Below are 26,895 nucleotides of genomic sequence, written 5' to 3' on the forward strand. Positions count from 1 at the left end.
ACTTCGGAAGCGGGAAAATCTCAGCCGCCGACATCTTTAGACGATCGCCTTAAACGCCTACTCTCCAACTTTGATCTGCGGGCGCAACGGACTTTGGTCTGACGTAGCCCCCTCTACTTTCGTAGAAGGGATAGGTATGCCAGCCATCCGGAAGAAGATTATCTGAAAGGAAGTGCTAACCCCTCCCTCCCGTTTGCGTTGCGATGAGGTTTGATCAGTTTGGACCGAAGCGCTCCGCGACGCCGGCATGGCGCCACGTCACGCCAGGCATCCCGTCAGTGGACGATAGCAATCACAGGAATTCCGCTTCCTCTGCAGCGCGAATGAGGGCGGCACGCGCTGTCTTTGCGGGGATATTGCCCTGAACGGCACAGGCATGTTTTTGCGGCGGCGATGTATTCCTTGCTGTCGTCTGTCGGCCAGGCCGCGACAAGGGCATCGGCAACCTCGCCAAGTGACGCCGGGTGAATATCTGAGCAAATTGGACTGCGCGGAAGCCTGTGGCCGAGATTAAGCTTGGCGGGACTCTCCTACGGCTGATCCAACGGCAGTCCTTAGAATTTTACACCGATTCCGAACTTGAGTTCGTGCTGGTTGAGGTCGACATCAACGCCGAGAATGTCTTTCTCGCCGAAGTCATTATACCGATACTCGCCACGGGCGAAGATGTTGTTGGTGATGGCAAAGTCGACGCCAGCGCCGACAGTGTAGCCGTTGAAGGTCTCCGTTTCCTTATCGAATCCCGGCAGGTCAACGTATCCACGCGCAGCGGTCCAACCGGCCGCGCCATAAAGCAGCGCTCTGTCAAAGGCGTAGCCGACACGACCACGAACTGCACCGGCCCAATCGGTGCCGACATCCGCCCCCAGCGCTTCCTCTTCGTTCCAGTTGTATTCGAGGTTGCCCTCGATGCCGACTACGATGTTGTTGTCGAACTGGAAATTGTAACCCGCAAATGCACCGAAGACGCCACCGTTGAAATCCTGGGAATCGCTGGCGCCGCCGGCGCTGAAGTCACCGTTTAGCCAACTGGCGCCGCCATCGATTCCGAGATACGGGCCCGACCAGGTGAAAACTGGCGCAGCCGCAACAGGTGCGGTCGGGACATCCTGCACGGCATCCGCTGCAAAGGCGGTCGTTGCGGCAAGTGCTAGAAAAGTTGTGGCGATCGTGAGCTTCATGTTCGTGACCCCATGTCTTGCAACACAACTGGAGGGTACAGCCTAGTTCAACAAATAGCTGTAACGCCAAAGACACACTCGCATAACTGCACGGTAGAGAACATATCCGCCGAAGCGGTCATGGCAAGTAGCGCACCCTCTAATAACTGCATGAACGCCCATCGCTTGGCCTGAACCCACCACCGCAGGCCGGATTGAGCGGCTGACTCTCGTAGTAGTAACCGCCGTCGATCGACGAAGTCTGGTCGATGTATCCTGATGATGTGCAGGCCGAAATGAGCGTGGCAAGGCTGATCAGCGTTCCGGTCGCGATCAATGCGAAAAATCGGTTCATCTGAGCTTCTCCTTCGGGCATGGCTTCAACCCAAGCCGTACAATTTACACGCCGCGGTGCAGAGAGCATTGATCTGCGGCAATCGACTGCCTCCGGTAGGTTCTTGTCACGCTAAAGTGATCGCCTTTCAGCCCATCTTTTCAAGACTATGCGCTGTCACATAACTGTCATGCAAAATTGCCCGTTGTTAAGGCAGCCTGCGCAAAATATATGCCGCCAGCTAACAAAAAAAACAATGAGTGAACTGCCATGAGCCTACAGAAACTTTTCAACCGCAACCTCCTGACCCGTTTTGTCGCCGGTCTCGGTGCGGTTCCCCAGCGCATTCGCGAAGCGCGCGAAGAGCGCAAGCCCGCGATTCATCCCTCCTTCATGGATGATTTCGGCGCCTGACGCGCGGCGCAAAGCCGCCGCTGACCAATCTTTTCAAGCGGCGGATAACTCCTTCCTGAACCAGATTCTGTCGATCGGCCGGCCTTCGGCGTAGCCGCCAATCCTGCCGAATTCGATATAGCCGAGCTTCGGATAGAAGCTCGGCGCCTGGGTCGAGAGCGTGTCGACGCAGGCCACGACTGCGGCGCGGCGGCGCCCCTCCTCCGCCGCCGCCATCAGCTTCGTGCCGATGCCGTTGGGCCGTTCAGATTGCGTGACCCATAGATTGCCGATGAAGAGAACCGCCGATTGTCCTCAGAAATCGTGGAACTGCCGACCAGGCCCACAAAGTTCGTGCCGGTCTCGGTCCTGGAGGCGGGCGCCATATGTCGGCAGATCGTCATGCCGTTCTTCAACGGTGTTGCGCCAATCATCGGCCCGAAGGTTGCTTCGGAGCCGGAAAGCCGAGCCATCGGCGATTGATCAGCGCGTCACCCTCAACCTCCCTCATTCCTGTGCTCGTCAGGAATGAGGGATGAGAAGGAGGGGACCTTCACCCCAACCAACCTCCCCATGAGGAACCTAATGACGGGGCGAGACCCTAGCGGGGCCGGGGCAGCACCCCTCTCCTCCCGCACCCTCACATTTTTCTCCCGTTCCGCCACCGCTCCTCCCTTCCGCCGCAATAGCTTCACAATCAACCGACAGAAAGCTCATCGGGAAACGACAACTAGGGAATGAAACATGGCGCCGATTTTTTCCAAGACACTTGTGATGACTGCCCTTCTTGCTCTGCCGCTCGGCAGCGCCGCGCCTGTATTGGCGCAGGAGGCAAAGCCGCGTGAGGCGGTGATTTCGGTGACTGGCGATGGCGAATCGTCCTTGGCGCCGGACATGGCGGTCGTCAACCTCGCCGTCGTCAAGCAGGCGAAGACCGCCCGTGAAGCGCTCGATGAGAACAACAAGGCGATGAACGACGTGCTGAAGGCGCTGAAGGACGGCGGAATCGCCGAGCGCGATCTGCAGACCTCAGGCTTCTCCATCCAGCCGCAGTTCAATTATCCGCAGCCGGTCGACGGCCAGCAGCAGCAGCCGCAGCTGATCGGCTACCAGACGATCAACTCGGTTACCGTGCGCCTGCGCGACCTTTCCAAGCTCGGCCAGGTGATCGACCAATCCGTTACCCTCGGCATCAACCAGGGCGGCGACATCCAGTTCACCAACGACAAGCCGGAGGCGGCGCTCGAAGAGGCGCGCAAGAACGCCGTCGCCGAAGCCGTCAAGAAGGCGAAAACGCTGAGCGAAGCCGCCGGCGTCAAGCTCGGCCGTATCATCGAAATCAACGAGAATGAGCCGCGTCCGCTGCCGCAGCCCGCTTATCGCGCCACGATGATGAAGGAAGCCGACGCTGCCGTTCCCGTCCAGGGCGGCGAGAACAATTACACTGTCAGCGTCACCGTGACCTTCGCCATCGAGCAGTAAACGGAAGCGCCGCGCGTCTTTTTTAGAGGCGCGCGGCATGCTGACTGCTGGCGTCGCCTGCGAGCGCCGACTGCTGCGCCTCACCCTAACCCTCTCTCCCGCCAGAGCGCGGAGAAGGTGCCGGCAGGCGGATGAGGGGCTGGTCTTGTTATTTTCATCGGCAGGACAGCCGCGGCACAAGGCCCAGGAAAGGGAGCTCCTGCCATTAAACTGAAAGCCGCACGTCCTTCCAGGCGCGCGGCTTTGGAATCTCACAAAGAAACCGCCCGTGCCGGTTCAGCGAGACGGGCGCTGGACGATCAGCGGCGCAAAGCGGGGCAGCCGCGGACGTTGGCGAAGCTCATTTCATCGGGGCCACGGCGGGTCCAGCCCTGGACGATGACGCGGCGCGGGGTGATGTCGACGACGCGCGCGCGGCGGAAACCCCAATCGCGGGCGAGATCTTCCGCCAGACGCGGGTCGCAGCCGCGCGGGCGCCGGCCGAAGCCCGGCGGCGGAGGCGGACGGCGATAATCGCGCGGCGGATCACGATCCTGATCGCCGATAATGATACTAAACTGGGCGGCCGCCGGGACCACCGTGCCGGCAAGTGTGCCGGCGATCAGCATGGCGGCAAGGCCCGCCTTTGCCAGAAACTGCATCGTCGAAAAACCTTTCGTTCTATAGTCGGTTGCGGTCGAGCCGCTTTCCCCACTCTCCGCATCACGCCGAAGCGTCAGTGGAATCACTTAGACAAACCTGAGAAGAGACGGCTGAAAGTGCCGCCGTCAAGGCAAAAGGGGCGGCAAGCGCCGTCGGTGCCTGCCGCATCATCGTCAGCGCCGGATCAGCGGGCAACCGCGAACATTGGCGAAGACCATCCTGTCCCAGCCGCGCCGGTCGCGCCCGGCGACGACGACGACACGTGGCGACATGCGGGTGATATGGGCTCGGCGCAGGCCGAAATCGCGCGCCTTGTTCACGGCGTGCATCGGCGAGCAGCCGCGGATTGGACGATAATATTGCGCCTCGACGATGAAGTTCGTCTGCGGCCCCGCGGCTTCCGCCGTGGAAACAGTGGCCGGAATGGATGAGAGGGCGAGCACTGCGGCAAGGCAAGCCTTGGCGAGGAAATGCGTCATGGAGTGTCTCCGTCGATTGGTCTTTTAAGCTCTCCCTTCAGGGATTGCCTCGACACTAAACGCGGCAAGCTGAATGCTGTTCAAACCGGTCATTCAGTTTGCATTCACAAGAAGATGAGCGGTTTTCGACGGCTCTCCTTCCGATCGGGATTCGCATGATCTCCGTCCGTGGGAGACCGTTCATCATCCGCCCCCGTCCTTCGATGCTGCGGCCTATGGCCTAGGCGTCTCAGGATGAGGGCTTATCGGTATGCCGTGTGGCTGGTGGGTTGATCGATATGCCATAGCCTCGGCGAGGGCGCGGGGCGCTCTCAGCTCCCGAGATGCAGCACGATTTCGCGCCGGTGCGGCTGGTCGCGATGTTCGAAGAGATAGAGGCCCTGCCAGATGCCGAGCGTCAGACGCCCCCTGGCGACGGGAATGCCGATCGACACCTGCGTCAGCGCCGCCTTGATGTGCGCCGGCATGTCGTCCGGCCCCTCGGCCCTGTGCAGGACCCAGCCCATCGACGGATCCGAGGTCGGCAGTACGAGGCGGCGGAAGAAGGTGAGAAGGTCGCTGCGCACGTCGGGATCGGCATTTTCCTGGATCAGCAGCGAACAGGATGTGTGGCGCACGAAGACGGTGAGAAGCCCCTCCTCCCGTCCCGAGGCGCTGACGAAGGCCCCCGCCTGATTGGTGAATTCGTAAAGTCCCTGGCCGCGTGTGGACACGGTGAGGATTGTCTGGGGCACGGGCGCTCTCCGTCTCGCAATGACATCCCCGCGAGTTGGTGCCCCATGACTGCCAAGTCAATGGCCTCATGGGGCAGGCGCATGCTCGTGTGGGGATCCATGCCCGCCACCCTCTCAGGGTCCATTCACCAGCTTGAGAATGAGCTGCTGGATATTGCCGCCGTCGCCCATTTCGACCTTGTCGAAGTCGCGGCCGCGCTGGCGCTGCCTTGCGGAAATCTCGCCGAGCCGCCGCGTCAGCTCGACCCTGATCTTCTGGCAATCCGGATCGTCGGCGACCGTGAGGCCGACGCTCATCGCCTCGATTTCCCTAACCATGTCCTTGATGGTTTCGCCATGCACCCGCTCATGTGCGGCAACGCCTGAAATGAAGCCATCCCAGTTGCTCTTGACGTCTGCCGGCAGCGCGGCTGAAGGCTTCGGCAGCGTGTAGGTGATGATGAGCTTCGGCCGGTTGGTGACGATGACGCAGGCATTGCCCTGCGGCTCGTATTTGCGGGTCCAGGTAAGCTTGAACGTCGTATGCGCAATGACCCTGCCGGTATCGCCGGCCTTGGGGCCCTGTGCCCCGATCGATTCATACAGTTCGGCACCGGTCTTGCCTGAAATCGAATAAGGCCGCACCTCCTCGACCGCCTGCCATTCGGTCTGCGCCGCAGCCGGTCCCGCCGCGAAAACCGCCGCCAATACGTAGGGTAGAAAAGTCTTCGTCACGCACCGCCCCATCAAGTGATTTCCGCCAGCCTAACGGCGCCGTTCCTCCCTTTCAACGCGCATGCGATGCCGGTGATATCAGCGCGGCTCCCGGGAGATGCTGAGATAGGCGGGGTCGAATTCGGCGATCTCCTGCAGACGTTCCCAATCGACGATGGTGATCGTTCGGTTCTCCCAGGTGAAGACGCCCTCGCGCCTGAGCGCCTGCAGCGTCTTGTTGAGGTGGACCACCGATATGCCGAGCACGTCAGCCATCTCGATCTGCGTCAGCGGAAACTGAAAGCTTTCGCCCTGGGTCCGCCTGACGACCTTCAGCCGCATGAAGAGTTCGCAGACGAGATGGGCGATCTGGGCGCGTTTGGAGCGCCGCCCCATGGCGACGATCCATTCCCGGTGAATAGCGCCATCGACCAGCGTGTCGAGCCAAAGCAGCCGCGTCAAATGCGGCATGCGCTCGGTGATCGCCCTCAAGTCGGCATGATCGGCCAAGGCGACGTGGCAGGGTGAGAGCGCAACGATGCCATGATCCATTACCTTGACGGGAAAAGCATGAAGGTCAACAAAGTCGCCGGCAACATGAAGAGCGGTGATCTGCCGGCTGCCGTCCGCCATCACCTTGTAGCGCGCGGCGAACCCATCGAGCAGCAGCGTGCTGAAGGGCGGCCGGCTGCCTTGGGAAACGAGATCTTCTCCGACGGCGAATTGCCTGTCCTTGACGAGGATCGACCGAAGAAGGTTTTCCTCTTCGCTCGACAGCACATCACGGCTTCCAAGGTTCAGCAACAGGGACTCAATCACGGTCCTGTCTCCCGCTATCGCGATGGCTCGGGACCCTCTCGGTGCGACCTGTATTTTCTATAAAAATCAACGTCTAGCCTCGGGAACAATTGTCTTCATTGGTTATTTCTTCTCTGACGCGCAGGAAAGAACATGGCTCGCTACTATTTCGATCTACATAACGGGGAAGGTCCGACCCGCGACGAGCACGGCACCGAGCTCAAATCTCGTGAAGACATCCCCAAAGAGGTGACCCGCATCCTGCTGGACGTGGCCCGAGACGAGTTGCCCGCAGGTGACCGCATGACGATTGCCGTCACGGTCCGCGACGAGCGCGGCGATCCTGTCACAGTCGCCAGTCTCGTCTTCAGCAATGAATGGCTCGACGTCATCCGATGACGGCCTCTGGTTGCCGCCGGGTCCCCTATAGGCATCACATCGACTCGGTCGATAAATGCGCTCTAGCTCCTTGCTTTCATGCATGTCGTCATCCGCACACTTCCGTGCGACATGCATTAAGACCCCGCGCCGGCAGGCGGCAATTAAATTTGACATAGTTCCGCGATTGCCCGGGAGGCGTCGACAGCCATTCCTCCTGTCGAATTCCGATCGCTTCTATTTCGCGATCTCTTCCAGAATCAGCCGAATTTCGGCAAGCGGTTTGCGGCTTTCGTCGAAAAGTTCGACCGAAAGCATGTTCAAAGGCGCAGTCGGCAGGCCTTCGGCTGCCATTTCCGCGAGGACCCTTCGCGCCTCTGCCTTGGCAGCCTCGACGGATTCGAATTCGTATCCGGTCTCGGTGCCGACACCATCGCGATCGAAGAGCTGGAAGTGGAATTTCGGCACGGCATGCTCCTTCGATGATGCCCCTAACGATGCTGGAGGCGACAGGTTCCGCCCGAACGATTTTCAGCGCCCGCCGTCCGGCAATCCTCAGAAGGCGCCGGCCTCGGGCGAAGCCAATTCCTCGATTGCGTCGACACGGTCGGGATAAAAGGCGAGATGGTCCTTGATGTTGCTGACGGCGGCATGCGGGGCTTCGTAGGTCCACACCGCGTTCTCGGAGCGTTCGCCACCCAGAGCAATGCTATAATAGGAGGCATCGCCCTTGTAGGGGCAATGTGTGGCGTGATCGGTGCGCTGAAGCAGCGACATGTCGATATCCCTGCGCGGAATATAGTGGACCGGCGGATAGGAAGCCTCGCGCAGCGTCAGCGCGTTGCGGCTATCGGCAATCGTCCGGCCGCCGACGGTGATGACAACGCGGCAGGGATTGTGCTCAACGGTGATCGGATGGTCCGGCCCCGGAATCTTGATCGACTTGTCCAACATCGGGTTCGTCTCCAGAAGATGGCGATGCCCCTGAGATAGGGCGCGCATGCCGCCGGCCCAAGCCCCTGACCTTTCCTCCCCTCATGCCTGGAATTCGAAACGCGGTGATGCGTGGCTGAGGGCGGCGGTCGCCACTGTCACCGACCAGTGACGCGCGAGCGCATCCGCGAGCGTCGCAACCAGCCTGGCGCTTTCCTCGCCGGCGCCGGCGTGCAGCGCCTCGGCGACGACCAGCACCGAGCGCGTCCTCGCCCGCACCGCCGAAAGCCCGCTCTGCCGGTTCGTCCAGCGGCGCGCATGCGCTCTGCCTTCGCTATCCGCGAAGATCACTTCGTCAGGCTCCGGATGTTCGCTTTGACCGCCGAAAGTGAGATAGGTCTCATGTCCCGTTGCGTGCCGCACCTGCAGATCGCCGACAATTTTTTCCGTGTCGAAGACGGCGACAGGAATGGCAAAGGCGAGTGAAATCGCATTGCAGAGATCGACGAGCGGATGAAGGCGCGGCAGCGCGCGCTCCTGACGGAAGCGGCGCAGCAGCGCCTCGGAGGCCGAGCGATACTGCGTCGGCTTCAAGCCCATGCGGGAAAAGCCGCGCCGCCAGGCCTGGATCTCCGGGAACTCGCTTTCCTGGGCTTCAGCGAGGCGAGCATCGGCAATCGCGCTGAAACTTGCGACCGCCTCTTCGACGTCTGCCGACGCATGAATGCCTTCGGCATAAAGCGCTCCGGCGCGAAGCTGCGGAAAAGCCTGCCAAATCGCGTTGGAATGGCTGAACTGCATGATCATTTTCCTTCGATGAATTTCCTGTGGTTTCCTACAAAGGCGAGCCCGAACACGGCCGCCAGCACGCAGGCGATGCCGGCAATCTGGCTGAAGCCGACCTGCTCGCCGAGAATGACGAAAGCGAGCATGACGGCCGAAACGGGCGCAAGCGCGGTGAAGAGCGCGGCTTCCATGCCGCTCACCCTCTCTGCCCCTGCATACCACAGCAGGAAGCCGCCGACGGTCGGCACCAGGGCGTAATAGACGACGGCAGCGGCAGCGCTTGCGGAAAACCCATGAAGGGGCGCCTCGAAAATCGCCGGAACGATCGAGACGACGAAGCCGATGCCGGTCATCAGCATCGACTGGGCAACGGGCGGGATCTCGGCCGTCAGCCGCTTGTTCAAGAGAATGAACAAGCCCTCGCAGATGACCGCGAGGAAAATCAGCAGATTGCCGGCAAGCGAGCCGCCGGTCGCCCCCGGCGTGAAGGCGATCGAAAACAGGCCGGCGCTTGCCAGCGCGACCGCCAGCAGCAGGGCGCGACCCGGCCGTTCGCGCAGCAGCAGGATCGAAACCGCCGCCGAGACCACCGGCAGCGTGCCGATAATGACGCCGGCATCGGCGGCCGAGGTCAGGCTGAGACCCGATATCAGCAGCGTCGTATACCCGACACTGCCGGCGCCGGCCTGAATGACGAGAATGAGACGGTCATGCCCGGAGAGCTTCGGCAACCGCGCACCGCTTGCCCGCATCAGCAGGAAAAAGACGGGAAGAGCGAAGGCGAAGCGCAAGCCGGTGGCGGTGAAGGGCGGCAGTCCTGACGCGATGATCTTGCTCGCAATGACAGTGCTGCCGACCGTCAGCATGGCCAGCGCCAGATAGAAATAACCTTGAACCTGTCTCGACATTCTGTGCCTCCGATTGGATGCGCCGAGGAAACAGCAGCGACCGGTCGGGGTCTTGAACGAAATTGCAGGCGTACGAACCAAAGCAAGGTGGCCAGCCCCGTCCTTCGAGGCCCCTTGCAGGGCACCTCAGGATAAGGCTGGAGTGAGGTCGCGGGCCGCGGCACCCACGACCAGTCCTCTGAGGCGCGCAGGCCGAAGCACCTCGAAGGACGACGGCCGGTGGCTGGGTCTCACCGCTCAGAGAAAAGCGCCGGCGTAAAGCCGCGGCGACAGGCCGTATTTGCGCACGAAGACACGCGTCATGTGGCTCTGGTCGGCAAAGCCGCTGGCAAAGGCGGCTTCCGCAAGCGGCGTGCGCTGTGCGATCAGCCGCCGGGCGATATGAATGCGGGCCTGCACGAGGTAGGCATGCGGCGTCAGTCCCGTCGCCCTGGCGAAGCCGCGCAGCACCTGGAAGCGGCTGAGGCCGCTTTCCCTGGAAAGATCGGCAAGCGAGACGGCGGCAAGAGGATCGTCATCGATCAGGTCCCGCGCCGCGCGGATGGATGCCGGCACCGGCGGCCTCTCCTCGCGGTCGCCGCCTTCCCGCATGACATCGGCGACGAGTTGAAGAAGCAGTTCCTCGCAAAGCAGCCCGTCGGCAGCACTCGCGGTCGCCGCGCGAAACAGCGTTTCGAAGCGGGCGGCGATCGCCGCATCGCGAATGACGGGATGCGGGATTTCCGAGCGCCCTGGCCCGATCTCTTGCGAGAGGCCGGTGACGATCTCGGGATCGAAATAGAGGATGCGCCACGACCGACGCTCGCCGAGCGGCGCGCCGTCATGCACCTCGTTCGGATTGACGGTGATGATATCGCCGGCCTCGGCCTCCACCACGCCGCGCCCGCTCAGCGATTTCTGCGCCCCCGATGACACGAGGCCGATGCCGAACTGCTCATGCGTGTGCCTGGCGAAACTGTGAGGCGTTTCGGCTTCCACCGCTTCGACACCTGGAAACGCAGAGCGCAGCATCCTGAACTGGTTTTTCGGCATTTCACACCCGCAGGTCCGATGCCGGCAACTCTGCCAGCCGCGCCTTGATGACGCAACCGTCTAAAGTGCGTCGCAATCTTTCAGATTCGCTCTCCGCGCTTTAGGTCTTTGTTTTTACGCATGTCGTTCTCGCAAAACCGCTGCACACTTTTGCGCGACATGCTTTAGAAGAACTCGTCGAGCAGCTGATAGTAATGGAGCCTTGCCGGATCAGGCGCCGGCAGGCCGTAACGATCGAGAAAGGGCTGAACCAGCGCCTCGCCGAAATTATAGGCGATGCTGCGGCAGGCGAGCGCGATATCCTGATAGCGATCGGCGACGCCGAGGCGGCTGCAGTCGATATAGCCTGAGAATTGGCCATCGGAGGCGACGAAATTCGGCAGGCAGGCGTCGCCATGGGTGACGACGAGATCCGCGCTGCCCGGCTTTAAGCTCTCAAGCTCAGCGAAAAGTTCGGCAGCGCTCTTGCCAAGCCGGGCCGCATCGAAATCCTCTTCATCGACGATTCCCGCTTCCATGCGCGCCTTGGCTACCGGCAGGCGTTTTTCCAGGCGGTGGTCGAACGGACAGGAGGTGATCGGCAGGCGATGAAGATCGAGCAGTGCCTCCGCCAGTAATTCGACGCGCGCAAGCGGCGTCAGCGCCGAGGCGCAGGCAAGGTCGCTTCCCGGCAGCGCGCTCACCAGCAGCCAATTGTGCTCGCCGTCGCTTTCCCGGGCGATCACCTGCGGGCATGGCAGGCGGCAAGCCTTGAGCCAGGAGAGCCGGGCCGCCTCGTCGGCAAGTTCGCCGAACGGCCCCGCCGCCTCGACCTTCAGATAAAGCGCCGGCAGCCCCTCGCCTTCCAGGCGAAAGACGCTCGCCGCCGAACGGCCGAGCGCAGCCCGCTCCATCCGGTAGCGGGCCAGCTGGGCAGCAAGCCGACGTGGCAATCTCTCGAAAGATGTCAATGCAGCGTTTCGGCGGGGGCTGCTTCGAGCAGGATCTCGAACGCCTCTTCGAGCGCCGCCACCAGGATATCGGTCAGCTCGTCACCCTTGTTTTCCAGGAACAGCGCGCTGATGGCTTCATCCTGACGCTCAAGAAAACGCTCGATCTCGTTCGACATATCATTGTCCCTTCTTCACCGTACCATCACGGCCAACGAGGAGAGGTTAGGCAGGGTTCCTTGCGCGTGGCTGGTTGCGAGACGACGAAGATCGCGGCGCGCTTTAGTCATCGATATCATATTTCGGGTACTGGCTGCGGGGGACTCGTCCACCCACCTGGTGAGCAAAGGACACCACCTTGGTCGCTCCCTCATCCACCTCGCAACGGAAACGAACCTGGAACCAGCCTTTGGCTGTGCCAAAGGCTGCATCCTTCACGTCGAGAATCGTACCCGCCCGCAAGCCGAAACTCGGCAATGCGGAGGGGAAATACGGCGGCGAGCCGTGAACAAGCTGGCCCTGCAGCTCGGTGGTGCAAAGCGTCGCCACTCGCTGTTTGCGCGAAAGGCCGTCCATCGCCGTTTGCGCAAATAAACTGCTATCCGCCGCCCGAGAAAACAGCGTTTTCGCCTCGGGGAGAACCTTTGTTTCAGGCAGGGTTGTCGGCTTATCGGCAATGTTCTGCTCAGGCGGTTTGGCCGGCTCGATCGTCGTATTGGCTTCGCCGGAGGCTTCCGTCGGCAGCCCTGTGGGCTTCGGAGAAACGTCCATCGCAGCCACCTCGGGCAGTTTCACATCCTCTGGCACGGGTTTGGATGGCGGCTCCTCAGTTTTTGGTTCTGCCACTACCGTCTGCGTCGACTTCTGCGCCGATGCATCATCGTGCCGGGGTAGAGTTGTTGCAGCTTTCTTTTCACCTTGAGAAGAATTCCCTGCCAAGGCTTTGTCAGGACCGCTATTCCTAATTCCAAATTCGGTAACGGGATTGAGGGTTGGCATGGGCTTCGGCTTGGCTGGCTCGACAGCTTTCTTTGCCGGCGGAGGTGGCGGTGGTGGTGGCGGAGGCGCCTTCTTAGCCTCTTGGGGCGGCTTCGGCTCCGGCGGCTTTTCCTTGGGCTTCTTCTCTTCCGGCTTCTTTTCCTCCGGCGGCGGGACGAGCTCCACCTTCACGCTCTCGTCCTCCGGCGGCTTCGGCTCGATTTTCGGCAGGCCGAAAATCAGGAGCGCAACGATGGGGACATGCAGAAGCACGGACACACCGATCCCCCAGCGGATTTCGGGCCGCCGTTTTACCGTCTCGTGAGTCGTCTCTGCCAGGTCCACTTCGTCTGTCACAGCAGCGATGTGGCCTTTAAAGCCGGCAGCATCAAGCCGCAAAAGCAAAAAACCTCGTGATCGCCGCCCGGCTGATGGGCCGGCGGGGCCGTTGTCGCCACCTGATTGTGGCTCGGTCTAGCTGATCGAACCTATCAGATCCCGATAGGCCGCCTCCGGAAAGGCCTTCAGCGTCTCGGTCCGGACATTGCCGCCCATGGACAGAGACAGGGTGAAATGCGCCATGACGGCATCATCGGGCGCCTCGCAGACGGCGACCATGTCGTGCCCGCCCATTGTCAGAAAAAACTGGTTGAAGGAGCCGCCGACGCTGGCGAGCAATTTCTTCGCCGCGTCCAGCCGTTTCGGCGAGTCTCGGACATTGCGGATGCCCTGGTCCGTCCAATCGATCAAAAGAATATAAGTGGTCATATCGCACCTCCCAGAGCGTGGTGCCGAAAAGGTGAGCAGACGACATCATGCTCTCTCCTGGATGAGATCCGGATTCGGATTTCAGGCCGGCAAGGCCTGCAATCATCTGGACCCGACGGAAGTTGGCCATGCAGGCAGATGTCGCCCCTCGCACGTTGCGATCGATCCTTCCCCCGCGGCCGGATTATAGGCTTGTCACCACCAGGCGACAAGAAGCCGCCGGGATCATTGGTACTAATCATAAAAGCAAAAGCCGGGCGTAAAACCCGGCTTTTCCAATTCATGACGGCATTGTCGAAGCGTCAGCTGTCGAGGAAGGAGCGCAGCTTTCTCGAGCGGCTCGGATGCTTCAGCTTGCGCAGCGCCTTCGCTTCGATCTGGCGGATACGTTCGCGGGTGACCGAGAACTGTTGGCCGACTTCTTCCAGCGTGTGGTCGGTGTTCATGCCGATGCCGAAGCGCATGCGCAGCACGCGCTCTTCGCGCGGCGTCAGCGAGGCGAGAACGCGGGTCGTCGTCTCACGCAGGTTCGCCTGGATGGCGGCGTCGATGGGCAGCAGCGCATTCTTGTCCTCGATGAAATCGCCGAGGTGTGAATCCTCTTCGTCGCCGACCGGGGTTTCGAGCGAGATCGGCTCCTTGGCGATCTTCAGGACCTTGCGGACCTTTTCGAGCGGCATGGCGAGCTTTTCGGCCAGTTCTTCCGGCGTCGGCTCACGGCCGATCTCGTGCAGCATCTGACGCGAGGTCCGGACGATCTTGTTGATCGTCTCGATCATGTGCACCGGAATGCGGATCGTGCGGGCCTGGTCGGCGATCGAGCGGGTGATCGCCTGACGGATCCACCACGTCGCATAGGTCGAGAACTTGTAGCCGCGACGGTATTCGAACTTGTCGACCGCCTTCATCAGGCCGATATTGCCTTCCTGGATGAGGTCGAGGAACTGCAGACCGCGGTTCGTGTACTTCTTGGCGATCGAGATGACGAGGCGAAGGTTCGCTTCGACCATTTCCTTCTTGGCGATGCGAGCTTCGCGCTCGCCCTTCTGCACCATATGCACGATGCGGCGGAATTCCGAGATCGAAATACCGGTTTCCGTCGCCAGATTCTGGATCTCCTGGCGGATGTCGCGGATCGTCGTATTCTCGGACTTGGCGAATTCCTTCCAGCCGCGGGCGGCCAGATTGCCGATCGACTTCATCCAGTTCGGATCGAGCTCGGCGCCCTGATATTGCTCGAGGAATGAGTCGCGCTTGACGCCGTACGATTCGGCCAGGCGCAGCAGGCGGCCTTCGTTCTGCACGAGGCGCTTGTTGATGTCGTAGAGCTGCTCGACCAGCGCGTCGATGCGGTTCTGGTTGAGCGACAGCGACTTGACCGCCTTGATCAGCTCGTCCTTGAGCTCCTTGTAGCGGCGCTCCTGGGCGGAAGACAACGTGCCGGTGGCCGCGAGGCGCTGCTCCACCTGCTGGTCCTGCAGCTTGCGCAGCTTCTTGTAAGTCTCGGCGATGATGTCGAGCGTTTCCATGACCTGCGGGCGCAGCTCGGCTTCCATCGCGGCGAGAGAGAGGTTGGACTCGTCCTCGTCTTCTTCCTCCTCTTCAGGAGGCAGGCCTTCGCCGCCGACATCGGTAATGTCGTCGTCACCGGAGCGGGCGCGCCGGGTCTTTTCCTTCTCTTCCGCCGCCTTGCGGTCGGCCTCGATCTTCTCGGGGCTCTGGAACTGCGGCGCGGCCTTGGCTTCCGGACCGGAATAGGTCGTCTCGAGATCGATGATCTCGCGCAGCAGCGTCGTGCCTTCGTTGAGTTCGTCGCGCCAGATGATCAGGGCCTGGAAGGTCAGCGGGCTCTCACAGAGACCGGCGATCATCGTCTCGCGGCCGGCTTCGATGCGCTTGGCGATCGCGATTTCGCCCTCGCGCGACAGAAGCTCCACCGAGCCCATCTCGCGCAGATACATGCGCACCGGATCATCGGTACGGTCGGTCGGCTCTTTCTTCTTGGCGGTCGCCAGCGCGGTGCCAGCCGAAGGCGCGAGTTCGCCGCCTTCGCTGTCCTCATCGCCGCCGGCGTCATCGTCATCGCCGCTGCCGGAAGCACCAGCCTCTTCGGCTTCCTCGTCCTCGATAACGTTGATGCCCATGTCCGACAGCATCGACATCGTGTCTTCGATCTGCTCGGAGGTCACTTCCTCGGACGGCAGGACGGCGTTCAGCTCGTCCATCGTCACATAGCCGCGCTTCTTGGCGGCCTTGATCATCTTCTTGACCGCGTCGTCGGAAAGATCGAGAAGAGGGCCGTCGCTTGCGCCGTCGCGTTCGACTTCCGCGTCTTCGTTCTCTTTGACCTTGGTTGCCATTTATATCGTCGCCTTCCTGACGCTATCCAATCTCGCTACGGTGAATGGGCCGTCTCAGGGCCTGACGCGCCGCTCGCGTCGCCCTTCAATCACCTGAGCCCACCTAACGGGATGACATTTAAAGTCTGATTAACCACGATCGCCGGCACCGGACAGCAAAGTTTTCTTGCCTTTGGATTTCCGGCCATGGTTGCGCGATCCGCCTTGACCCTGTTCACCGCTTCAACAAGTCGAACGGTGATTCCCACATTTTTTGTTCTCGTCAAGCTTTTCCAGCAAAAAAGCCCGCGAAAACTCGGAAAAAGCCTTATCCACAGGCTTTGAACCGCGGCTGCGATTGCGAACCTTATTTAAGAAGCAGCAAACAAAAGACAAGGGCGGCCGAGATTTTGCTCGCCGCGCCCGTTGTTTCAGCTTTTTGACGCAGTTGCGACGGGGATATATTTCCCTCTTTCCGGGCGGGTATCGGCGGGCTAATGCGCAGCGCCATCATAGGGCGTCACCTTCAGTGCGCCGAGATCGACAGCGGGAATGCAGCGCAGATTGATCGAAGCCATCGCCGAGCCATTAGGGGCCACGCCCTCGCCGAAGGGTGCGATGCCGCATTTGGCGCAGAAATGATGCCGGATGACGTGCCTGTTGACCGCAATGACAGCTTCCATAGAGCATGTCGTCCTCCTCACATCCAATCCATCACGACCTTGCCTGAATTGCCCGACCGCATCGCCTCGAAACCGTCGCGGAAATCATCGATCTTGATGCGATGGGTAATGATCGGCGAAAGATCGAGGCCGCCCTGGACGAAGGCAATCATCTTGTACCAGGTCTCGAACATCTCACGGCCATAGATGCCCTTGAGATTGAGCATCTTGAAGATCACCTTGTTCCAGTCGATCTCGAACCCGGCCGGTGCAATGCCGAGAATGGCGATCTTGCCGCCATTGTTCATCTTGTCGATCATATCGCGGAAGGCGGGTGCTGCGCCCGACATTTCGAGCCCCACGTCGAACCCTTCCGTCATGCCGATCGCCTTCATCACGTCGGCGAGATTTTCTTTCGATGCGTCGACGACATGGTCGATACCGAGCTTGCGCGCCAGGTCCAGACGATGCGGATTGATATCGGTGATGACGACCTTGCGAGCGCCGGAACGCTTGGCGACGAGCGCCCCCATGATGCCGATCGGGCCGGCGCCGGTGACGAGCACGTCCTCGCCGACGAGATCGAAGGAAAGCGCGGTATGCACGGCATTGCCGAAGGGGTCGAAGATCGCGGCGATCTCGTCGGATATATCGTCCGGGATCGGCACGACATTGCTTTCGGGAATGCAGACGAATTCGCCAAAGGAACCCGGCCGGTTGACGCCGACCCCCAGCGTGTTGCGGCAGAGATGCCCCCTGCCCGCGCGGCAATTGCGGCACTTGCCGCAGACGATATGCCCCTCGCCGGAGACCCGCTCGCCGACATGATAGCGGGTGACCGCCGAACCGACCTCGGCGATCTCACCGGAGAATTCATGACCGACGACCATCGGCACCGGAATAGTCTTCTGCGCCCACTGGTCCCAATTCCAGATATGAACGTCGGTGCCGCAGATCGCCGATTTCTTCACCCGGATCAGCACATCGTTCGGCCCGACCTCCGGCACCGGCACATTCTCCATCCAGAGCCCGACCTCGGGCCTCGACTTGACCAGCGCCTTCATCATGTTCGACATTCAACTACCCCACCTTTGCTTGGCGCAGACTTCGCTATTCCCTCTTCTCCCCAGCGGGGAGAAGGTGCCCGTAGGGGCCACACGGCACGCCGCCCAAATCCAATATTGTTTCTCGCTTACCGCTCGAAACCTCGCTTCGCTCGCCCCCTCATCTGTCCTGACGGACTTCTTCTCCCCGGTGGGGAGAAGGGAGAAGAAGCCTCCTCAAATCACACCCAGTTCCCGCCCAGCTTCCGCAAAGGCCGCGATCGCCCGTTCCACATCCGCCTTCGAATGCGCCGCCGACATCTGTGTGCGGATGCGGGCTTGGCCCTTCGGCACGACGGGGAAGGAGAAGCCGATGACATAGATCCCCTTCTTCAGCATCAGACCCGCCATGTCCTGGGCGAGCTTTGCATTACCCAACATGACCGGAATGATCGGATGGCCTTCGCCGGCAAGGGTGAAGCCAAGCTTCGTCATCTCGTTGCGGAAGAGATCGGCATTGTCGGCAAGGCGCTTGCGTAGAGCATCGCCGTTTTCGATCAGGTCGAATACTTTGAGCGAGGCGGCAGCGATGACGGGGGCCAGCGTGTTCGAGAACAGATAGGGCCGCGAACGCTGCCGCAGCCATTCGACGACTTCGGCTCTCGCCGAAGTGTAACCGCCGGACGCGCCGCCGAGCGCCTTGCCGAGCGTTCCGGTGATGATATCGATCCGGCCCTCGACGCCGCAATGTTCCGGCGAGCCGCGACCGTTCCTGCCGACGAAACCAACCGCATGGCTGTCGTCGACCATGACCATGGCGCCGTATTTCTCGGCGAGATCGCAGACGCCACCGAGATTGGCGATGATGCCGTCCATGGAGAAGACGCCGTCGGTGGCAATCAGCTTGAAGCGGCTGCCTTCGGCCTTTTTCAGCTCCTCTTCCAGCGCCGTCATGTCGTTGTTGGCGTAACGGAAGCGCTTGGCCTTGGAGAGCCGCACGCCATCGATGATCGAGGCATGGTTCAGCGCGTCGGAAATGATCGCATCCTCTTCGCCAAGCAGCGTCTCGAACAGGCCGCCATTGGCATCGAAGCAGGAGGAATAGAGGATCGTATCCTCCATGCCGAGGAAGGAGGAAATGCGGGCTTCGAGTTGCTTATGCTCCTCCTGCGTGCCGCAGATGAAGCGCACCGAAGCCATGCCGTAGCCGTAGCGGTCGAGCGCCTTCTTGCCGGCCTCGGCCAGTTCCTCGTTGTCGGCAAGGCCGAGATAGTTGTTGGCGCAGAAATTCAGCACCCGCTCGCCGGTGGAAATCGCAATCTCGCCCGCCTGCTTGGAACTGATGACCCTCTCTGACTTGTAGAGGCCGGCATCCCTGAGCGCCGAAATTTCGGCCCGGAGATGGGAAAGAAATGGCGAGGTCATGGGCGGCCCTTCCTGACGTTTTTTATAGCAATCGGGTTAGCATATCGCTGCTTGCTTGTCTTCTCGCTGCACCAAAATCAGCAGGTCCGTTCAATCCGTGTCATGCGAAAGAATGATCTCCAGGAAAGCGTCGCCATAACGCTCGAGCTTCGATTGCCCGACGCCGGATATGCCGAGCAATTCCTTGCGGCTGCGCGGCCGCTCCGTCGCAAAGGCAATGAGCGTCGTATCGGGAAAGACGACATAAGGCGGCACGCCGAGCGATTTGGCGATCGCCATGCGCTCGGCTCTCAGCGCCTCGAAAAGCGTCCCGTCGGCGCCCGTCAGGCCCGATTTGCGCTCGCTGCGCTCGGCCTTCTTCGTGCGCCGTTCCGAGGCCGGCCGATCCTTGCGGAAGAAAACCTGCCGTTCATGCTTGAAGACGGCGCGCGCCTCCGGCTCCAGCTTCAGCGCCCCATAGGCCTCATGATCGATACGGATCAGCCCCATGGCGAGCAGCTGGCGGTAGACGGATTGCCAGGTGCGCGCCGGAATGTCCTTGCCGGCGCCGAAGACCGGCATATTCACATGGCCGAAACGCTCGGTCTTTTCGTTGATGTTACCGACCAGCACATCGATGACATGACCGGCGCCGAAACGCTCGCCGGTGCGGTAGACGGCGGCGAGCGCCTTGATCGCCGCATCCGTGCCTTCCCAGGTCTCGACCGGCTTCAGGCAGGTGTCGCAATTGCCGCATTGGCCGGCATGCGCCTCGCCGAAATGGGCAAGGATCGCCTGCCGGCGGCAGGAGGCGGTTTCGCAGATCGCGAGCAAAGCGTTGAGCTTGGCGCGCTCGATCCGCTTGATCTCGTCTGCGGCATTGCCCTCGTCGATCATGCGGCGGCGCTGGATGACGTCGGCCATGCCATAGGCCATCCAGACCTCGGACGGCAGCCCGTCTCGGCCGGCGCGCCCGGTTTCCTGATAATAGGCCTCCACCGAACCCGGCAGGTCGAGATGGGCGACATAGCGCACATTCGGCTTGTCGATGCCCATGCCGAAGGCGACTGTGGCGACCAGGCAGAGGTTCTCTTCTTTGAGGAAAGCATCCTGATTGGCGTCGCGCAGCGCCCGGTCCATGCCGGCGTGATAGGGCAGCGCACGGATGCCCTGCCCGTTCAGCCAGTCGGCCGTATCCTCGACCTTGGCGCGCGACAGGCAATAGACGATGCCGCTGTTGCCCTTGTGGCCGGAGAGGAAACGCAGGAGCTGCTGGCGCGGCTGGTCGCGCTCGACGATTTCATAGGCAATATTCGCCCGGTCGAAGCTGGTTGTGAAGATTTCGGCATTGCCGAGCCCCAGCCGCTCGATGATATCGTCACGCGTATGCGGGTCCGCCGTTGCCGTCAGCGCCACGCGGGGCACATCAGGATACTGCTCGGCGAGGCGGCCGAGCTCGCGATATTCCGGCCGGAAATCATGGCCCCATTGCGAGACGCAGTGGGCTTCGTCGATCGCAAACAGCGCGATCTTCTCACTGGCGATCAGCTCGCGGAAACCGTCCGTCAGGATGCGCTCGGGCGTCACGTAGAGGAGGTCGAGCTTTCCCGCCGAAAGCGCCCGGCGAACCTCGACGAACTCCTCGCGCGACAGCGACGAATTGAGTGCCGCAGCCCTGATGCCGAGCTGCTTCATCGCCTCCACCTGATCGCGCATCAACGCAATCAGCGGCGAGACGACGATGCCGACGCCGTCGCGGCAAAGCGCCGGAATCTGGAAACACAGTGATTTTCCCGCACCTGTCGGAAAGAGCACCACGGCATCGCCGCCCGAAACGATATGCTCGACCACCTGCTGCTGCTTGCCGCGGAAGGAGGAATAACCATAGACCTGCTTCAGGACGTCGAGCGGCGAGCGGCCGGCGGAAAACAGCGCATCGGAAGCGGAAAAGCCTGGCTCATTGCGTTCGCTGAGCGGCATCAGTGGCTCGCCGCCCCTTTGACACGGCCGGAAAGCACGCCGAAGCCGTCGATGATCGCCTCCTGGTTCTCGAGGCGTACGCCTTCAAGATGCACTTCCTGCTGCGCCCGTATCAGCTGAACGATCGCCTCGCCGTCGCCGGCTTCGGTCGCCAGCGCGATCTCGCGTTCGAGTTCCATCTTCTGCCGTCGCAGCGCCTTCGCCCGTTTGTGGAAGGCGAGCGCCTGACGATAGCCCTCACGGGCATCCTCCATCGCCGCCTCCTCGGTCGCCGTCCACAGCCTCGCATTGCGCACCTGCTGGTCGAGGCTCTTGATAAGCGGACCGAAGCCTTCGAATTCCAGCCGTTCAGTCAGATATTCGCGCGTCAGATGCGGCCCGGCGACGGCAGCGGCTGCGCCGAGCATCGCCGACCAGAGCCGCTGCAGCTCCCGGCTGTCATATTCAATCGCGGCGATCTCGTCATAATCGTCGATCATCAGGGCCGGATGATTGACGATGGTGAGCGCCAGCACGCTCTCGCGCAGCGCCGTATTGTCCCGGTGTCCGCGCACGGGGCCCGAGCGGGCGAGCCGGTCGGAAATCAGGCTGGGGCTTTTCGGTCCTGCCTTGGCCGCATTGTCACGGCCGTTCCGGGAATTGCCGCTGAAACCGCGCCGCTCGCCATTGTTGCGGTTCTGGAACTGCGGCTGGAAGAAGGCGTTCAGCCGGTCGCGAATATCCTGCTGGTAATGGCGGCGCACATTTTCGTCGGCGATGACGGCCACAAGCTGCTTCAGCCGCGCTTCGAGCTCGGCGCGCGCCTCGGGCGTATCGAACTTGCCGGTGTTGATCTCCCGGCTCCACAACATCTCCGAAAGCGGCTTTGCCTGGCTCATCACCTTGTCGAACGGCGCGCGCCCCTCATCGCGTACGAGATCATCAGGGTCCTTGCCGTCGGGCAGAAGCGCGAAGCGGACCGAGCGCCCGGGCTTCAGATGCGGCAGCGCCAGTTCGGCGGCGCGATTGGCGGCGCGGATGCCGGCGCCGTCGCCATCGAAGCAGAGCACCGGCTGCGGCACCATCTTCCAGAGCAGCTCGAGCTGGTTTTCGGTGAGCGCCGTGCCGAGCGGCGCAACGGCGTTTTCGATGCCCGCCTGATAGAGCGCGATCACGTCCATATAACCTTCGACGGCGATGATGGTGCCGCTCGCATTGTCGTCCTGATCGCCGCGGCCAAGCCCCTGTATGGCGCGACGCGCGCGGGCAAAATTGTAAAGGACATTGCCCTTGTGGAAGAGCTCGGTTTCGTTGGAGTTCAGATATTTCGCGGGTGCATCTGATGACATGGCGCGGCCGCCAAAGGCGATCACCTTTTCCCGCGACGAGAGGATCGGAAACATGATGCGGTCGCGGAAGCGGTCGTAGGAGACCGGCACGTTTTCATGAACGACCAGGCCGCAGGCCTCGATCTGCTCCTTGGAAACACCCTTGCCGGCGAGGAATTCCTTCAGCGCATTGCGGCTGTCAGGCGCATAACCGAGACGGAAGGTCTCAATGGTTCGCCCCGTCAGCCCGCGATCGCGCAGATAGGCGCGCGCCTTTGCGCCATGGGCCGTCTGCAGCTGGTCCTGGAAGAAGCTGGTCGCCATTTCCATGACGTCGATCAGCGAGCCGCGCTCCTTCTCGCGCTTCTCCATCGCGGCATCGACAAGCGGCATCGGCATGCCCGCCATGTCGGCAATCTGCTGCACGGCCTCGGGAAAACTCAAGCCCTCCAGCTCCGTCAGGAAGCGGAAGTGATCGCCGGTGACGCCGCAGCCGAAGCAGTGATACCGACCCTTTCGGTCCTCGCAGTGGAAGCTCGGCGATTTCTCGCCATGGAACGGGCAGCAGGCCCAGTAGTCGCCACGCGAGACATTGGTCTTGCGCTTGTCCCAGCTGACGCGGCGCGCGATCACGTTCGAAATCGGAACGCGGTCGCGGATCTCATCGAGAAAGGTGTTGGAAAAGCGCATTTATCCCTCTTGGCCAAACTCCATATAAGCTGCTTTGCCGCACCATGCCACGAAACTCGTCGGGAAAACCCGCTATTCACAGGCAAGTGCATCCAACGGTGGCGGCGTCGGTTATCCAATCAACAACGCGTGACCACCCCTGCGACAGGGGTGCGACATTATAGTCGCCGAACAGCCTGGGGTCGGCCACCGCAACAGTTGCGACATAAGTGCTGGCGAAACACGAAATCGAATTAAAATGTTTCAAAACAGCCTTTTATCACCAAGGTCGATCGCGCCTCTTGATCCGCGCGGCGCCAACCGAACCTTCGCCTCAAGGTCGCTCGAAGCGCCGTTTCCGGCAATCATTATTTTTTTGTAATTTGAACGGAGAACCGCACCGCCATAGGTTCGATCCCAACAAAGCGATCCCCGAGCGAAGCACCATCCCTACCCCCGGCGCCGCTTCGCAAGGGTGCCTTTGCAAATACCCTCCGGCTTGGGCCTCAGCCCTGCATTGCCGGCGGGAGCAAAGAGCAAGAAGGCAGGAGCGCCCCCAGCTCCTGCCTTCTTAAATTTTAGGCTCTGTTTGCCAACTCTCCCTTTGAAATTAACCGCTTATCGACAAAACCGTTGACAGACGGCGCGTGCATGAAAGATGTATGCGCCGAACCCCTGGACCCTTCCCCAATGGCTTTCACCGCGGAAAATCTTGCAGCAGACGATCGCTTTCTCGCTGCGATCCTACAGTGCGTCAATCAACTGCTTGCGATCTATCGCGAGAGCCCGCGCATCGCATCGATTTTCGCCGCGCAGCAGCGCTGGCTGATGGCCCATGCCGGCTTCGCACTTCATTACGGTCATCCCGACGACGGCCAGAGCGGCGGCCTCTATTCCGGCCGCTTTGTCGATTTCGCAGTCAAGAATGACATTGCCAGCCGCAACACGGCCGCAGCCTTCATGCAGGAAATGCTGGCCTATCGTTTCCTGCGTGTGGTGCCCGGACCTGACAAGCGCACACGCTATCTGGAACCGACCGAAATTGCCGAACAGCATTTCACCCGATGGCTCGTCACCCATATGATGATCCTCGACAGCCTCGACGGCGGCGAACGCGCCGACCAGATCACCGCCGCCCCCTCCGCAACAATGGCTGCGATTCAGCCGCGGATCGCAAGGGCGATCATCGGCAGTGAGTCCGTGCGCAATCCCGGCCCCACCTTCAACCTCTTCAACCGGGCGAATTCCGGCGGACTCGTGATGGATTACCTGATCTCCCGCCTTCCGCAATTTCCTCGCACGGCCGAGCGCGTCGTTATCGGTCCCCTGTCGCTCCGGGAGCTCCGCGAACAATTCATGATTTCCAATACCCACCTGAAGCGGCTTCTGACCCAGGCCGCGACCATGGAAAGCGTCGGCTGGACAGAACCTTCGCGCAAGGGCGACCTCTGGCTGTCGCGCCGCTTCATCCTCGAATATTGGAACTATCAGGCGGCGAAGTTTGCCATCGTCGATGCCGCCGCCGAGGCTGTGCTCGGACCTGCGGTCCATCGAGAGCCGCAGGCGAGACGGGCCATCTGATGCTTATCCGTTCAAAAGCTCCTTGACGGTTGCCGATGCCTTGGCGAAATCCATTTGGCCGGCATAACGCTCCTTGAGCGCCGCCATCACCTTGCCTATGTCCTTGACGCCGGCGGCACCCGTCTCCGCGATGATCGCCGAGATATTGGCGCGCACTTCGCCGTCGGAAAGCTGCTTTGGCATGAAGTCCTGAATGACGGCGATTTCCGCACGCTCCTTGGCAGCGAGCTCCGGTCGGGAATTCTCCTCATAGATCTTTGCCGATTCGTCGCGCTGCTTCACCATCTTGGCGAGGATCTGCAGGATCTCGTCGTCACTCGCCTGCTCCTTGCCGGCGCCGCGATTGGCAATGTCGCGGTCCTTGATGGCCGCCTGAATCAGCCGAACGGTCGACAGCCGCTCCGAATCCTTGGCCTTCATCGCCTCTTTCAGCTGGGTGGCGAGTTGATCGCGCAGCATGTCTTCACTCCTTTTTTGATGCCGCTTCATAAACCACGCCGATGCGACGGATCAAATAAATTGCGCCGTCGTCGCGATAAAGCGCAGGAAAACGGCCGCAATCCCGGCTACAAAGATTGACGCTGAGCGATTGCGTGGCTATTTACCGCCACCTGCACCAAAATTCGTGATCAGGCCTGAAGCGCGCGGCATTGCCGTGCCCACACGCCTGCGAGATCAAATGGCGACGAGCGCGGCTAGGCGCATCGGCCGCCGGAAACGGGATGAAGATGACCGCAACAGCACCCTGGACAACTGAAAAGCCGACCGCCCTGCTCGTTCTTGCCGACGGCACGGTGATCGAAGGCAGGGGCATCGGTGCCACCGGCAAGGTCCAGGCCGAAGTCGTCTTCAACACGGCGCTTACCGGCTACGAAGAGATTATGACCGACCCCTCCTATCTGGGCCAGATCGTCACCTTCACCTTTCCCCACATCGGCAATATCGGCACCAACGACGAAGATATCGAGGACCTGACCCCTGCGGCCCGCCACGGCGCCGTCGGCGTCATCTTCAAGGCCGACATTACCGACCCCTCAAACTACCGCGCCGCCAAGCATCTCGACCAGTGGCTGAAGGCCCGCGGTATCATCGGCCTTTGCGGCATCGACACGCGTGCGCTCACCGCCTGGATCCGCGAGAACGGCGCTCCGAACGCGGTGATCGCCCACGACCCCAACGGCGTCTTCGACATCGAGGCGCTGAAGGCCGAAGCCAAGGCCTGGAGCGGCTTGGAAGGTCTCGATCTCGCCAAGATCGCCTCGTCCGGCCAGTCCTCACAATGGGCGCAGACGCCGTGGGTCTGGAACGAAGGTTACGGCGAACTCGGCGCGGCGGATGCGAAATATCACGTCGTCTGCCTCGATTACGGCGTCAAGCGCAACATCCTGCGCCTGTTTGCCGGCCTCGACTGCAAGGTGACCGTCGTGCCGGCAACAACGAGCGCCGAAGACGTGCTCGCCTTGCAGCCGGACGGTATCTTCCTGTCGAACGGTCCCGGCGATCCAGCGGCAACCGGCGAATATGCCGTGCCTGTCATCAAGACGCTTGTTAAGACCGATATCCCGGTCTTCGGCATCTGCCTCGGCCACCAGATGCTCGGCCTCGCATTGGGCGCGAAGACCGAAAAGATGCATCAGGGCCATCACGGCGCCAATCACCCGGTCAAGGATCACACGACGGGCAAGGTCGAGATCGTCTCGATGAATCACGGCTTCGCGATCGACTCGAAGTCGCTGCCCGATGGCGTTGAAGAGACTCATATTTCGCTTTTCGACGGCACCAATTGCGGCCTGCGCGTGCTCGGCAAGCAGGTTTTCTCCGTCCAGCACCATCCGGAAGCCTCACCCGGCCCGCAGGACAGCCACTATCTCTTCCGCCGCTTCGTCAACATGGTGCGCGAGAAAAAGGGCGAACCGGCGCTCGCAGAGCGGTGATTTCGAGAGTGCCGATTTGGCAGGGGCGCGTTAAACCGGCAGCCACTAGAGCTTTTCCGGGTTAGATTGAATCATTCTGTTGGCTCAAACGGAGTCGGATGGTCGACCGGCCGGCGCGCGTCGTAGCCCAGTTCTACGGCCAAGCCGGCCGGTCGATCAGCCGGCACGTTTCAGCCAACCCTCCCGCAGATTTGCTTGGCAAATCTGCAAGACCTTGGAATCGCCGGACGCACTTGTCGCTTCGCCCACGGCGAAGCGGTGCGGCCGGTGGGCCGGGCATGTTTCCGCCAGGATCAAAGGCGATTGGCTCGGACGTACCTGGGGTATGCCCGTCACCAATCGCCTTCGCCCTGACGAAAACCTGCTCCGGCAGAATGCTTCAATCTAACCCGGAAAAGCTTGTCTTATGATTTCCACGCTTCTTGTTGAGATAAAGAAGCGCCGGAGAGGACGGCCATCCTTCTCCGGCGATGGGGGACGGATCGTGAAATGGCAGGTCGACGTTCTTGCGAATGCCGGGCCGAGCTAGAGTTTGATCGCCCCCATCTT

The 26,895-nt window shown here is 61.3% G+C and carries 28 protein-coding genes and 3 pseudogenes; 6 read left to right on the top strand and 25 right to left on the bottom strand.

All coding sequences use genetic code 11. From position 1 onward, the window contains the following. Positions 1 to 275 precede the first annotated feature (275 nt). From HJC00_RS32435 to HJC00_RS11225, 3 genes and pseudogenes are all read right to left on the bottom strand, one after another. A pseudogene (locus HJC00_RS32435) lies at positions 276 to 482 on the bottom strand (DUF982 domain-containing protein). 72 nt (positions 483 to 554) lie between these two features. Continuing rightward, positions 555 to 1,181, bottom strand: a complete 627-nt coding sequence (locus tag HJC00_RS11220) for an outer membrane protein (protein ID WP_210630547.1) — start codon at positions 1,179 to 1,181, stop codon at positions 555 to 557. Between the two features lie 139 nt (positions 1,182 to 1,320). Beyond that, positions 1,321 to 1,515: a hypothetical protein gene (locus HJC00_RS11225; RefSeq protein WP_085778846.1), complete on the bottom strand. Its 195-nt coding sequence runs from the start codon at positions 1,513 to 1,515 to the stop codon at positions 1,321 to 1,323. Between the two features lie 249 nt (positions 1,516 to 1,764). On the opposite strand from HJC00_RS11225, the gene HJC00_RS11230 reads away from it, so the two are divergent. Continuing rightward, positions 1,765 to 1,908, top strand: a complete 144-nt coding sequence (locus HJC00_RS11230) for a hypothetical protein (RefSeq protein WP_168296739.1) — start codon at positions 1,765 to 1,767, stop codon at positions 1,906 to 1,908. Between the two features lie 33 nt (positions 1,909 to 1,941). Here HJC00_RS11230 and HJC00_RS11235 read toward each other — a convergent pair. Beyond that, positions 1,942 to 2,193 (bottom strand): annotated as a pseudogene (locus HJC00_RS11235) (GNAT family N-acetyltransferase); the annotation flags it as partial. 3 nt (positions 2,194 to 2,196) lie between these two features. Between HJC00_RS11235 and HJC00_RS11240 the strand changes: the two are divergent. Together HJC00_RS11240 and HJC00_RS11245 are read left to right on the top strand one after the other, a co-directional pair. Beyond that, positions 2,197 to 2,370 (top strand): hypothetical protein, encoded by a 174-nt coding sequence (locus HJC00_RS11240; RefSeq protein ID WP_210630546.1) that lies wholly within the window; start codon positions 2,197 to 2,199, stop codon positions 2,368 to 2,370. A 261-nt stretch (positions 2,371 to 2,631) separates the two neighbouring features. Continuing rightward, entirely contained in the window at positions 2,632 to 3,369 is a 738-nt protein-coding gene (locus HJC00_RS11245; protein ID WP_221145628.1) for an SIMPL domain-containing protein, read from the top strand. A gap of 299 nt (positions 3,370 to 3,668) precedes the next feature. On the opposite strand, the gene HJC00_RS11250 is transcribed toward HJC00_RS11245, so the two are convergent. The 5 genes from HJC00_RS11250 to HJC00_RS11270 form a co-directional block, all read right to left on the bottom strand. Then, entirely contained in the window at positions 3,669 to 4,010 is a 342-nt protein-coding gene (locus HJC00_RS11250; protein WP_221145630.1) for a hypothetical protein, read from the bottom strand. A 174-nt stretch (positions 4,011 to 4,184) separates the two neighbouring features. Continuing rightward, positions 4,185 to 4,490, bottom strand: a complete 306-nt coding sequence (locus HJC00_RS11255) for a hypothetical protein (protein ID WP_221124047.1) — start codon at positions 4,488 to 4,490, stop codon at positions 4,185 to 4,187. Between the two features lie 311 nt (positions 4,491 to 4,801). After that, positions 4,802 to 5,224 carry a secondary thiamine-phosphate synthase enzyme YjbQ gene (locus HJC00_RS11260; protein ID WP_221164021.1) on the bottom strand — a complete coding sequence of 141 codons (423 nt, stop codon included), beginning with the start codon at positions 5,222 to 5,224 and terminating at the stop codon, positions 4,802 to 4,804. Positions 5,225 to 5,338: 114 nt separating this feature from the next. Next, the gene (locus HJC00_RS11265; protein ID WP_259669986.1) at positions 5,339 to 5,950 is read right to left on the bottom strand and encodes a DUF922 domain-containing Zn-dependent protease; all 612 of its coding nucleotides are present in this window, start codon (positions 5,948 to 5,950) and stop codon (positions 5,339 to 5,341) included. Positions 5,951 to 6,016: 66 nt separating this feature from the next. Next, positions 6,017 to 6,736, bottom strand: a complete 720-nt coding sequence (locus tag HJC00_RS11270; protein WP_221156784.1) for a Crp/Fnr family transcriptional regulator — start codon at positions 6,734 to 6,736, stop codon at positions 6,017 to 6,019. Between the two features lie 132 nt (positions 6,737 to 6,868). Between HJC00_RS11270 and HJC00_RS11275 the strand changes: the two genes are divergently transcribed. Continuing rightward, a complete protein-coding gene (locus HJC00_RS11275) occupies positions 6,869 to 7,114 on the top strand; it encodes a DUF6894 family protein (protein WP_085778853.1) in 246 nt (81 codons plus the stop codon). Positions 7,115 to 7,330: 216 nt separating this feature from the next. Here the strand turns inward: HJC00_RS11275 and HJC00_RS11280 are convergent, their stop codons facing one another. The 15 genes and pseudogenes from HJC00_RS11280 to dnaG form a co-directional block, all read right to left on the bottom strand. After that, positions 7,331 to 7,561, bottom strand: a complete 231-nt coding sequence (locus tag HJC00_RS11280; protein WP_020921849.1) for a DUF6894 family protein — start codon at positions 7,559 to 7,561, stop codon at positions 7,331 to 7,333. Positions 7,562 to 7,648: 87 nt separating this feature from the next. Further along, positions 7,649 to 8,047: a DUF427 domain-containing protein gene (locus HJC00_RS11285; protein WP_221145642.1), complete on the bottom strand. Its 399-nt coding sequence runs from the start codon at positions 8,045 to 8,047 to the stop codon at positions 7,649 to 7,651. A gap of 81 nt (positions 8,048 to 8,128) precedes the next feature. Next, a complete protein-coding gene (locus HJC00_RS11290; RefSeq protein WP_221124044.1) occupies positions 8,129 to 8,827 on the bottom strand; it encodes a B3/4 domain-containing protein in 699 nt (232 codons plus the stop codon). A gap of 2 nt (positions 8,828 to 8,829) precedes the next feature. Continuing rightward, a complete protein-coding gene (locus tag HJC00_RS11295; protein ID WP_221156786.1) occupies positions 8,830 to 9,720 on the bottom strand; it encodes a DMT family transporter in 891 nt (296 codons plus the stop codon). A gap of 237 nt (positions 9,721 to 9,957) precedes the next feature. Beyond that, positions 9,958 to 10,752 (bottom strand): AraC family transcriptional regulator, encoded by a 795-nt coding sequence (locus HJC00_RS11300; RefSeq protein WP_221164022.1) that lies wholly within the window; start codon positions 10,750 to 10,752, stop codon positions 9,958 to 9,960. A 164-nt stretch (positions 10,753 to 10,916) separates the two neighbouring features. Beyond that, positions 10,917 to 11,702: an APH(3')-II family aminoglycoside O-phosphotransferase gene (locus tag HJC00_RS11305; protein ID WP_259672227.1), complete on the bottom strand. Its 786-nt coding sequence runs from the start codon at positions 11,700 to 11,702 to the stop codon at positions 10,917 to 10,919. Next, the gene (locus HJC00_RS11310; protein WP_221124041.1) at positions 11,699 to 11,860 is read right to left on the bottom strand and encodes a hypothetical protein; all 162 of its coding nucleotides are present in this window, start codon (positions 11,858 to 11,860) and stop codon (positions 11,699 to 11,701) included. Before HJC00_RS11310 ends, HJC00_RS11305 begins: the two co-directional genes overlap by 4 nt. A gap of 103 nt (positions 11,861 to 11,963) precedes the next feature. After that, positions 11,964 to 13,058, bottom strand: coding sequence for a DUF930 domain-containing protein (locus tag HJC00_RS11315; RefSeq protein ID WP_221164033.1), 1,095 nt, complete (start codon positions 13,056 to 13,058; stop codon positions 11,964 to 11,966). Positions 13,059 to 13,133: 75 nt separating this feature from the next. Beyond that, entirely contained in the window at positions 13,134 to 13,427 is a 294-nt protein-coding gene (locus HJC00_RS11320) for a GYD domain-containing protein (protein WP_221156790.1), read from the bottom strand. A 302-nt stretch (positions 13,428 to 13,729) separates the two neighbouring features. Further along, entirely contained in the window at positions 13,730 to 15,787 is a 2,058-nt protein-coding gene (gene rpoD / locus HJC00_RS11325) for an RNA polymerase sigma factor RpoD (protein WP_210630535.1), read from the bottom strand. Between the two features lie 473 nt (positions 15,788 to 16,260). Continuing rightward, positions 16,261 to 16,428, bottom strand: a pseudogene (locus HJC00_RS11330) (GFA family protein); the annotation flags it as partial. Positions 16,429 to 16,466: 38 nt separating this feature from the next. Continuing rightward, positions 16,467 to 17,504 (bottom strand): L-threonine 3-dehydrogenase, encoded by a 1,038-nt coding sequence (tdh, locus tag HJC00_RS11335; RefSeq protein ID WP_210630533.1) that lies wholly within the window; start codon positions 17,502 to 17,504, stop codon positions 16,467 to 16,469. Between the two features lie 204 nt (positions 17,505 to 17,708). After that, positions 17,709 to 18,896 (bottom strand): glycine C-acetyltransferase, encoded by a 1,188-nt coding sequence (locus tag HJC00_RS11340; protein WP_210630532.1) that lies wholly within the window; start codon positions 18,894 to 18,896, stop codon positions 17,709 to 17,711. A 90-nt stretch (positions 18,897 to 18,986) separates the two neighbouring features. After that, on the bottom strand, positions 18,987 to 20,855 hold the full coding sequence (gene recQ, locus HJC00_RS11345; RefSeq protein WP_221164023.1) for a DNA helicase RecQ: 1,869 nt from the start codon (positions 20,853 to 20,855) through the stop codon (positions 18,987 to 18,989). After that, positions 20,855 to 22,852, bottom strand: coding sequence for a DNA primase (gene dnaG, locus HJC00_RS11350; RefSeq protein WP_221145652.1), 1,998 nt, complete (start codon positions 22,850 to 22,852; stop codon positions 20,855 to 20,857). Before dnaG ends, recQ begins: the two co-directional genes overlap by 1 nt. A 669-nt stretch (positions 22,853 to 23,521) precedes the next feature. Here dnaG and HJC00_RS11355 point away from each other — a divergent pair. Beyond that, positions 23,522 to 24,412: a hypothetical protein gene (locus tag HJC00_RS11355; RefSeq protein ID WP_221164024.1), complete on the top strand. Its 891-nt coding sequence runs from the start codon at positions 23,522 to 23,524 to the stop codon at positions 24,410 to 24,412. Positions 24,413 to 24,415: 3 nt separating this feature from the next. Here HJC00_RS11355 and HJC00_RS11360 read toward each other — a convergent pair whose 3' ends face one another. Continuing rightward, complete coding sequence (locus HJC00_RS11360; RefSeq protein WP_210630528.1) at positions 24,416 to 24,871, bottom strand: GatB/YqeY domain-containing protein; 456 nt, start codon at positions 24,869 to 24,871, stop codon at positions 24,416 to 24,418. Positions 24,872 to 25,140: 269 nt separating this feature from the next. Here HJC00_RS11360 and carA point away from each other — a divergent pair, with 269 nt between their 5' ends. Further along, positions 25,141 to 26,346, top strand: coding sequence for a glutamine-hydrolyzing carbamoyl-phosphate synthase small subunit (gene carA, locus HJC00_RS11365; RefSeq protein ID WP_210631588.1), 1,206 nt, complete (start codon positions 25,141 to 25,143; stop codon positions 26,344 to 26,346). Positions 26,347 to 26,895 lie beyond the last annotated feature (549 nt).

The sequence above is a fragment of the Rhizobium sp. NLR22b genome, from assembly GCF_019685295.1.
Classification (GTDB): Bacteria; Pseudomonadota; Alphaproteobacteria; order Rhizobiales; family Rhizobiaceae; genus Rhizobium.

Bases quoted from the DNA above. Each gene is read 5' to 3' on its own strand.
- HJC00_RS11220 (WP_210630547.1), bottom strand. From the start codon at position 1,181: ATGAAGCTCACGATCGCCACAACTTTTCTAGCACTTGCCGCAACGACC.
- HJC00_RS11225 (WP_085778846.1), bottom strand. From the start codon at position 1,515: ATGAACCGATTTTTCGCATTGATCGCGACCGGAACGCTGATCAGCCTT.
- HJC00_RS11230 (WP_168296739.1), top strand. From the start codon at position 1,765: ATGAGCCTACAGAAACTTTTCAACCGCAACCTCCTGACCCGTTTTGTC.
- HJC00_RS11245 (WP_221145628.1), top strand. From the start codon at position 2,632: ATGGCGCCGATTTTTTCCAAGACACTTGTGATGACTGCCCTTCTTGCT.
- HJC00_RS11250 (WP_221145630.1), bottom strand. From the start codon at position 4,010: ATGCAGTTTCTGGCAAAGGCGGGCCTTGCCGCCATGCTGATCGCCGGC.
- HJC00_RS11255 (WP_221124047.1), bottom strand. From the start codon at position 4,490: ATGACGCATTTCCTCGCCAAGGCTTGCCTTGCCGCAGTGCTCGCCCTC.
- HJC00_RS11265 (WP_259669986.1), bottom strand. From the start codon at position 5,950: ATGGGGCGGTGCGTGACGAAGACTTTTCTACCCTACGTATTGGCGGCG.
- HJC00_RS11275 (WP_085778853.1), top strand. From the start codon at position 6,869: ATGGCTCGCTACTATTTCGATCTACATAACGGGGAAGGTCCGACCCGC.
- HJC00_RS11285 (WP_221145642.1), bottom strand. From the start codon at position 8,047: ATGTTGGACAAGTCGATCAAGATTCCGGGGCCGGACCATCCGATCACC.
- HJC00_RS11290 (WP_221124044.1), bottom strand. From the start codon at position 8,827: ATGCAGTTCAGCCATTCCAACGCGATTTGGCAGGCTTTTCCGCAGCTT.
- HJC00_RS11295 (WP_221156786.1), bottom strand. From the start codon at position 9,720: ATGTCGAGACAGGTTCAAGGTTATTTCTATCTGGCGCTGGCCATGCTG.
- HJC00_RS11300 (WP_221164022.1), bottom strand. From the start codon at position 10,752: ATGCCGAAAAACCAGTTCAGGATGCTGCGCTCTGCGTTTCCAGGTGTC.
- HJC00_RS11310 (WP_221124041.1), bottom strand. From the start codon at position 11,860: ATGTCGAACGAGATCGAGCGTTTTCTTGAGCGTCAGGATGAAGCCATC.
- HJC00_RS11320 (WP_221156790.1), bottom strand. From the start codon at position 13,427: ATGACCACTTATATTCTTTTGATCGATTGGACGGACCAGGGCATCCGC.
- rpoD (WP_210630535.1), bottom strand. From the start codon at position 15,787: ATGGCAACCAAGGTCAAAGAGAACGAAGACGCGGAAGTCGAACGCGAC.
- tdh (WP_210630533.1), bottom strand. From the start codon at position 17,504: ATGTCGAACATGATGAAGGCGCTGGTCAAGTCGAGGCCCGAGGTCGGG.
- HJC00_RS11340 (WP_210630532.1), bottom strand. From the start codon at position 18,896: ATGACCTCGCCATTTCTTTCCCATCTCCGGGCCGAAATTTCGGCGCTC.
- recQ (WP_221164023.1), bottom strand. From the start codon at position 20,855: ATGCCGCTCAGCGAACGCAATGAGCCAGGCTTTTCCGCTTCCGATGCG.
- dnaG (WP_221145652.1), bottom strand. From the start codon at position 22,852: ATGCGCTTTTCCAACACCTTTCTCGATGAGATCCGCGACCGCGTTCCG.
- HJC00_RS11355 (WP_221164024.1), top strand. From the start codon at position 23,522: ATGGCTTTCACCGCGGAAAATCTTGCAGCAGACGATCGCTTTCTCGCT.
- HJC00_RS11360 (WP_210630528.1), bottom strand. From the start codon at position 24,871: ATGCTGCGCGATCAACTCGCCACCCAGCTGAAAGAGGCGATGAAGGCC.
- carA (WP_210631588.1), top strand. From the start codon at position 25,141: ATGACCGCAACAGCACCCTGGACAACTGAAAAGCCGACCGCCCTGCTC.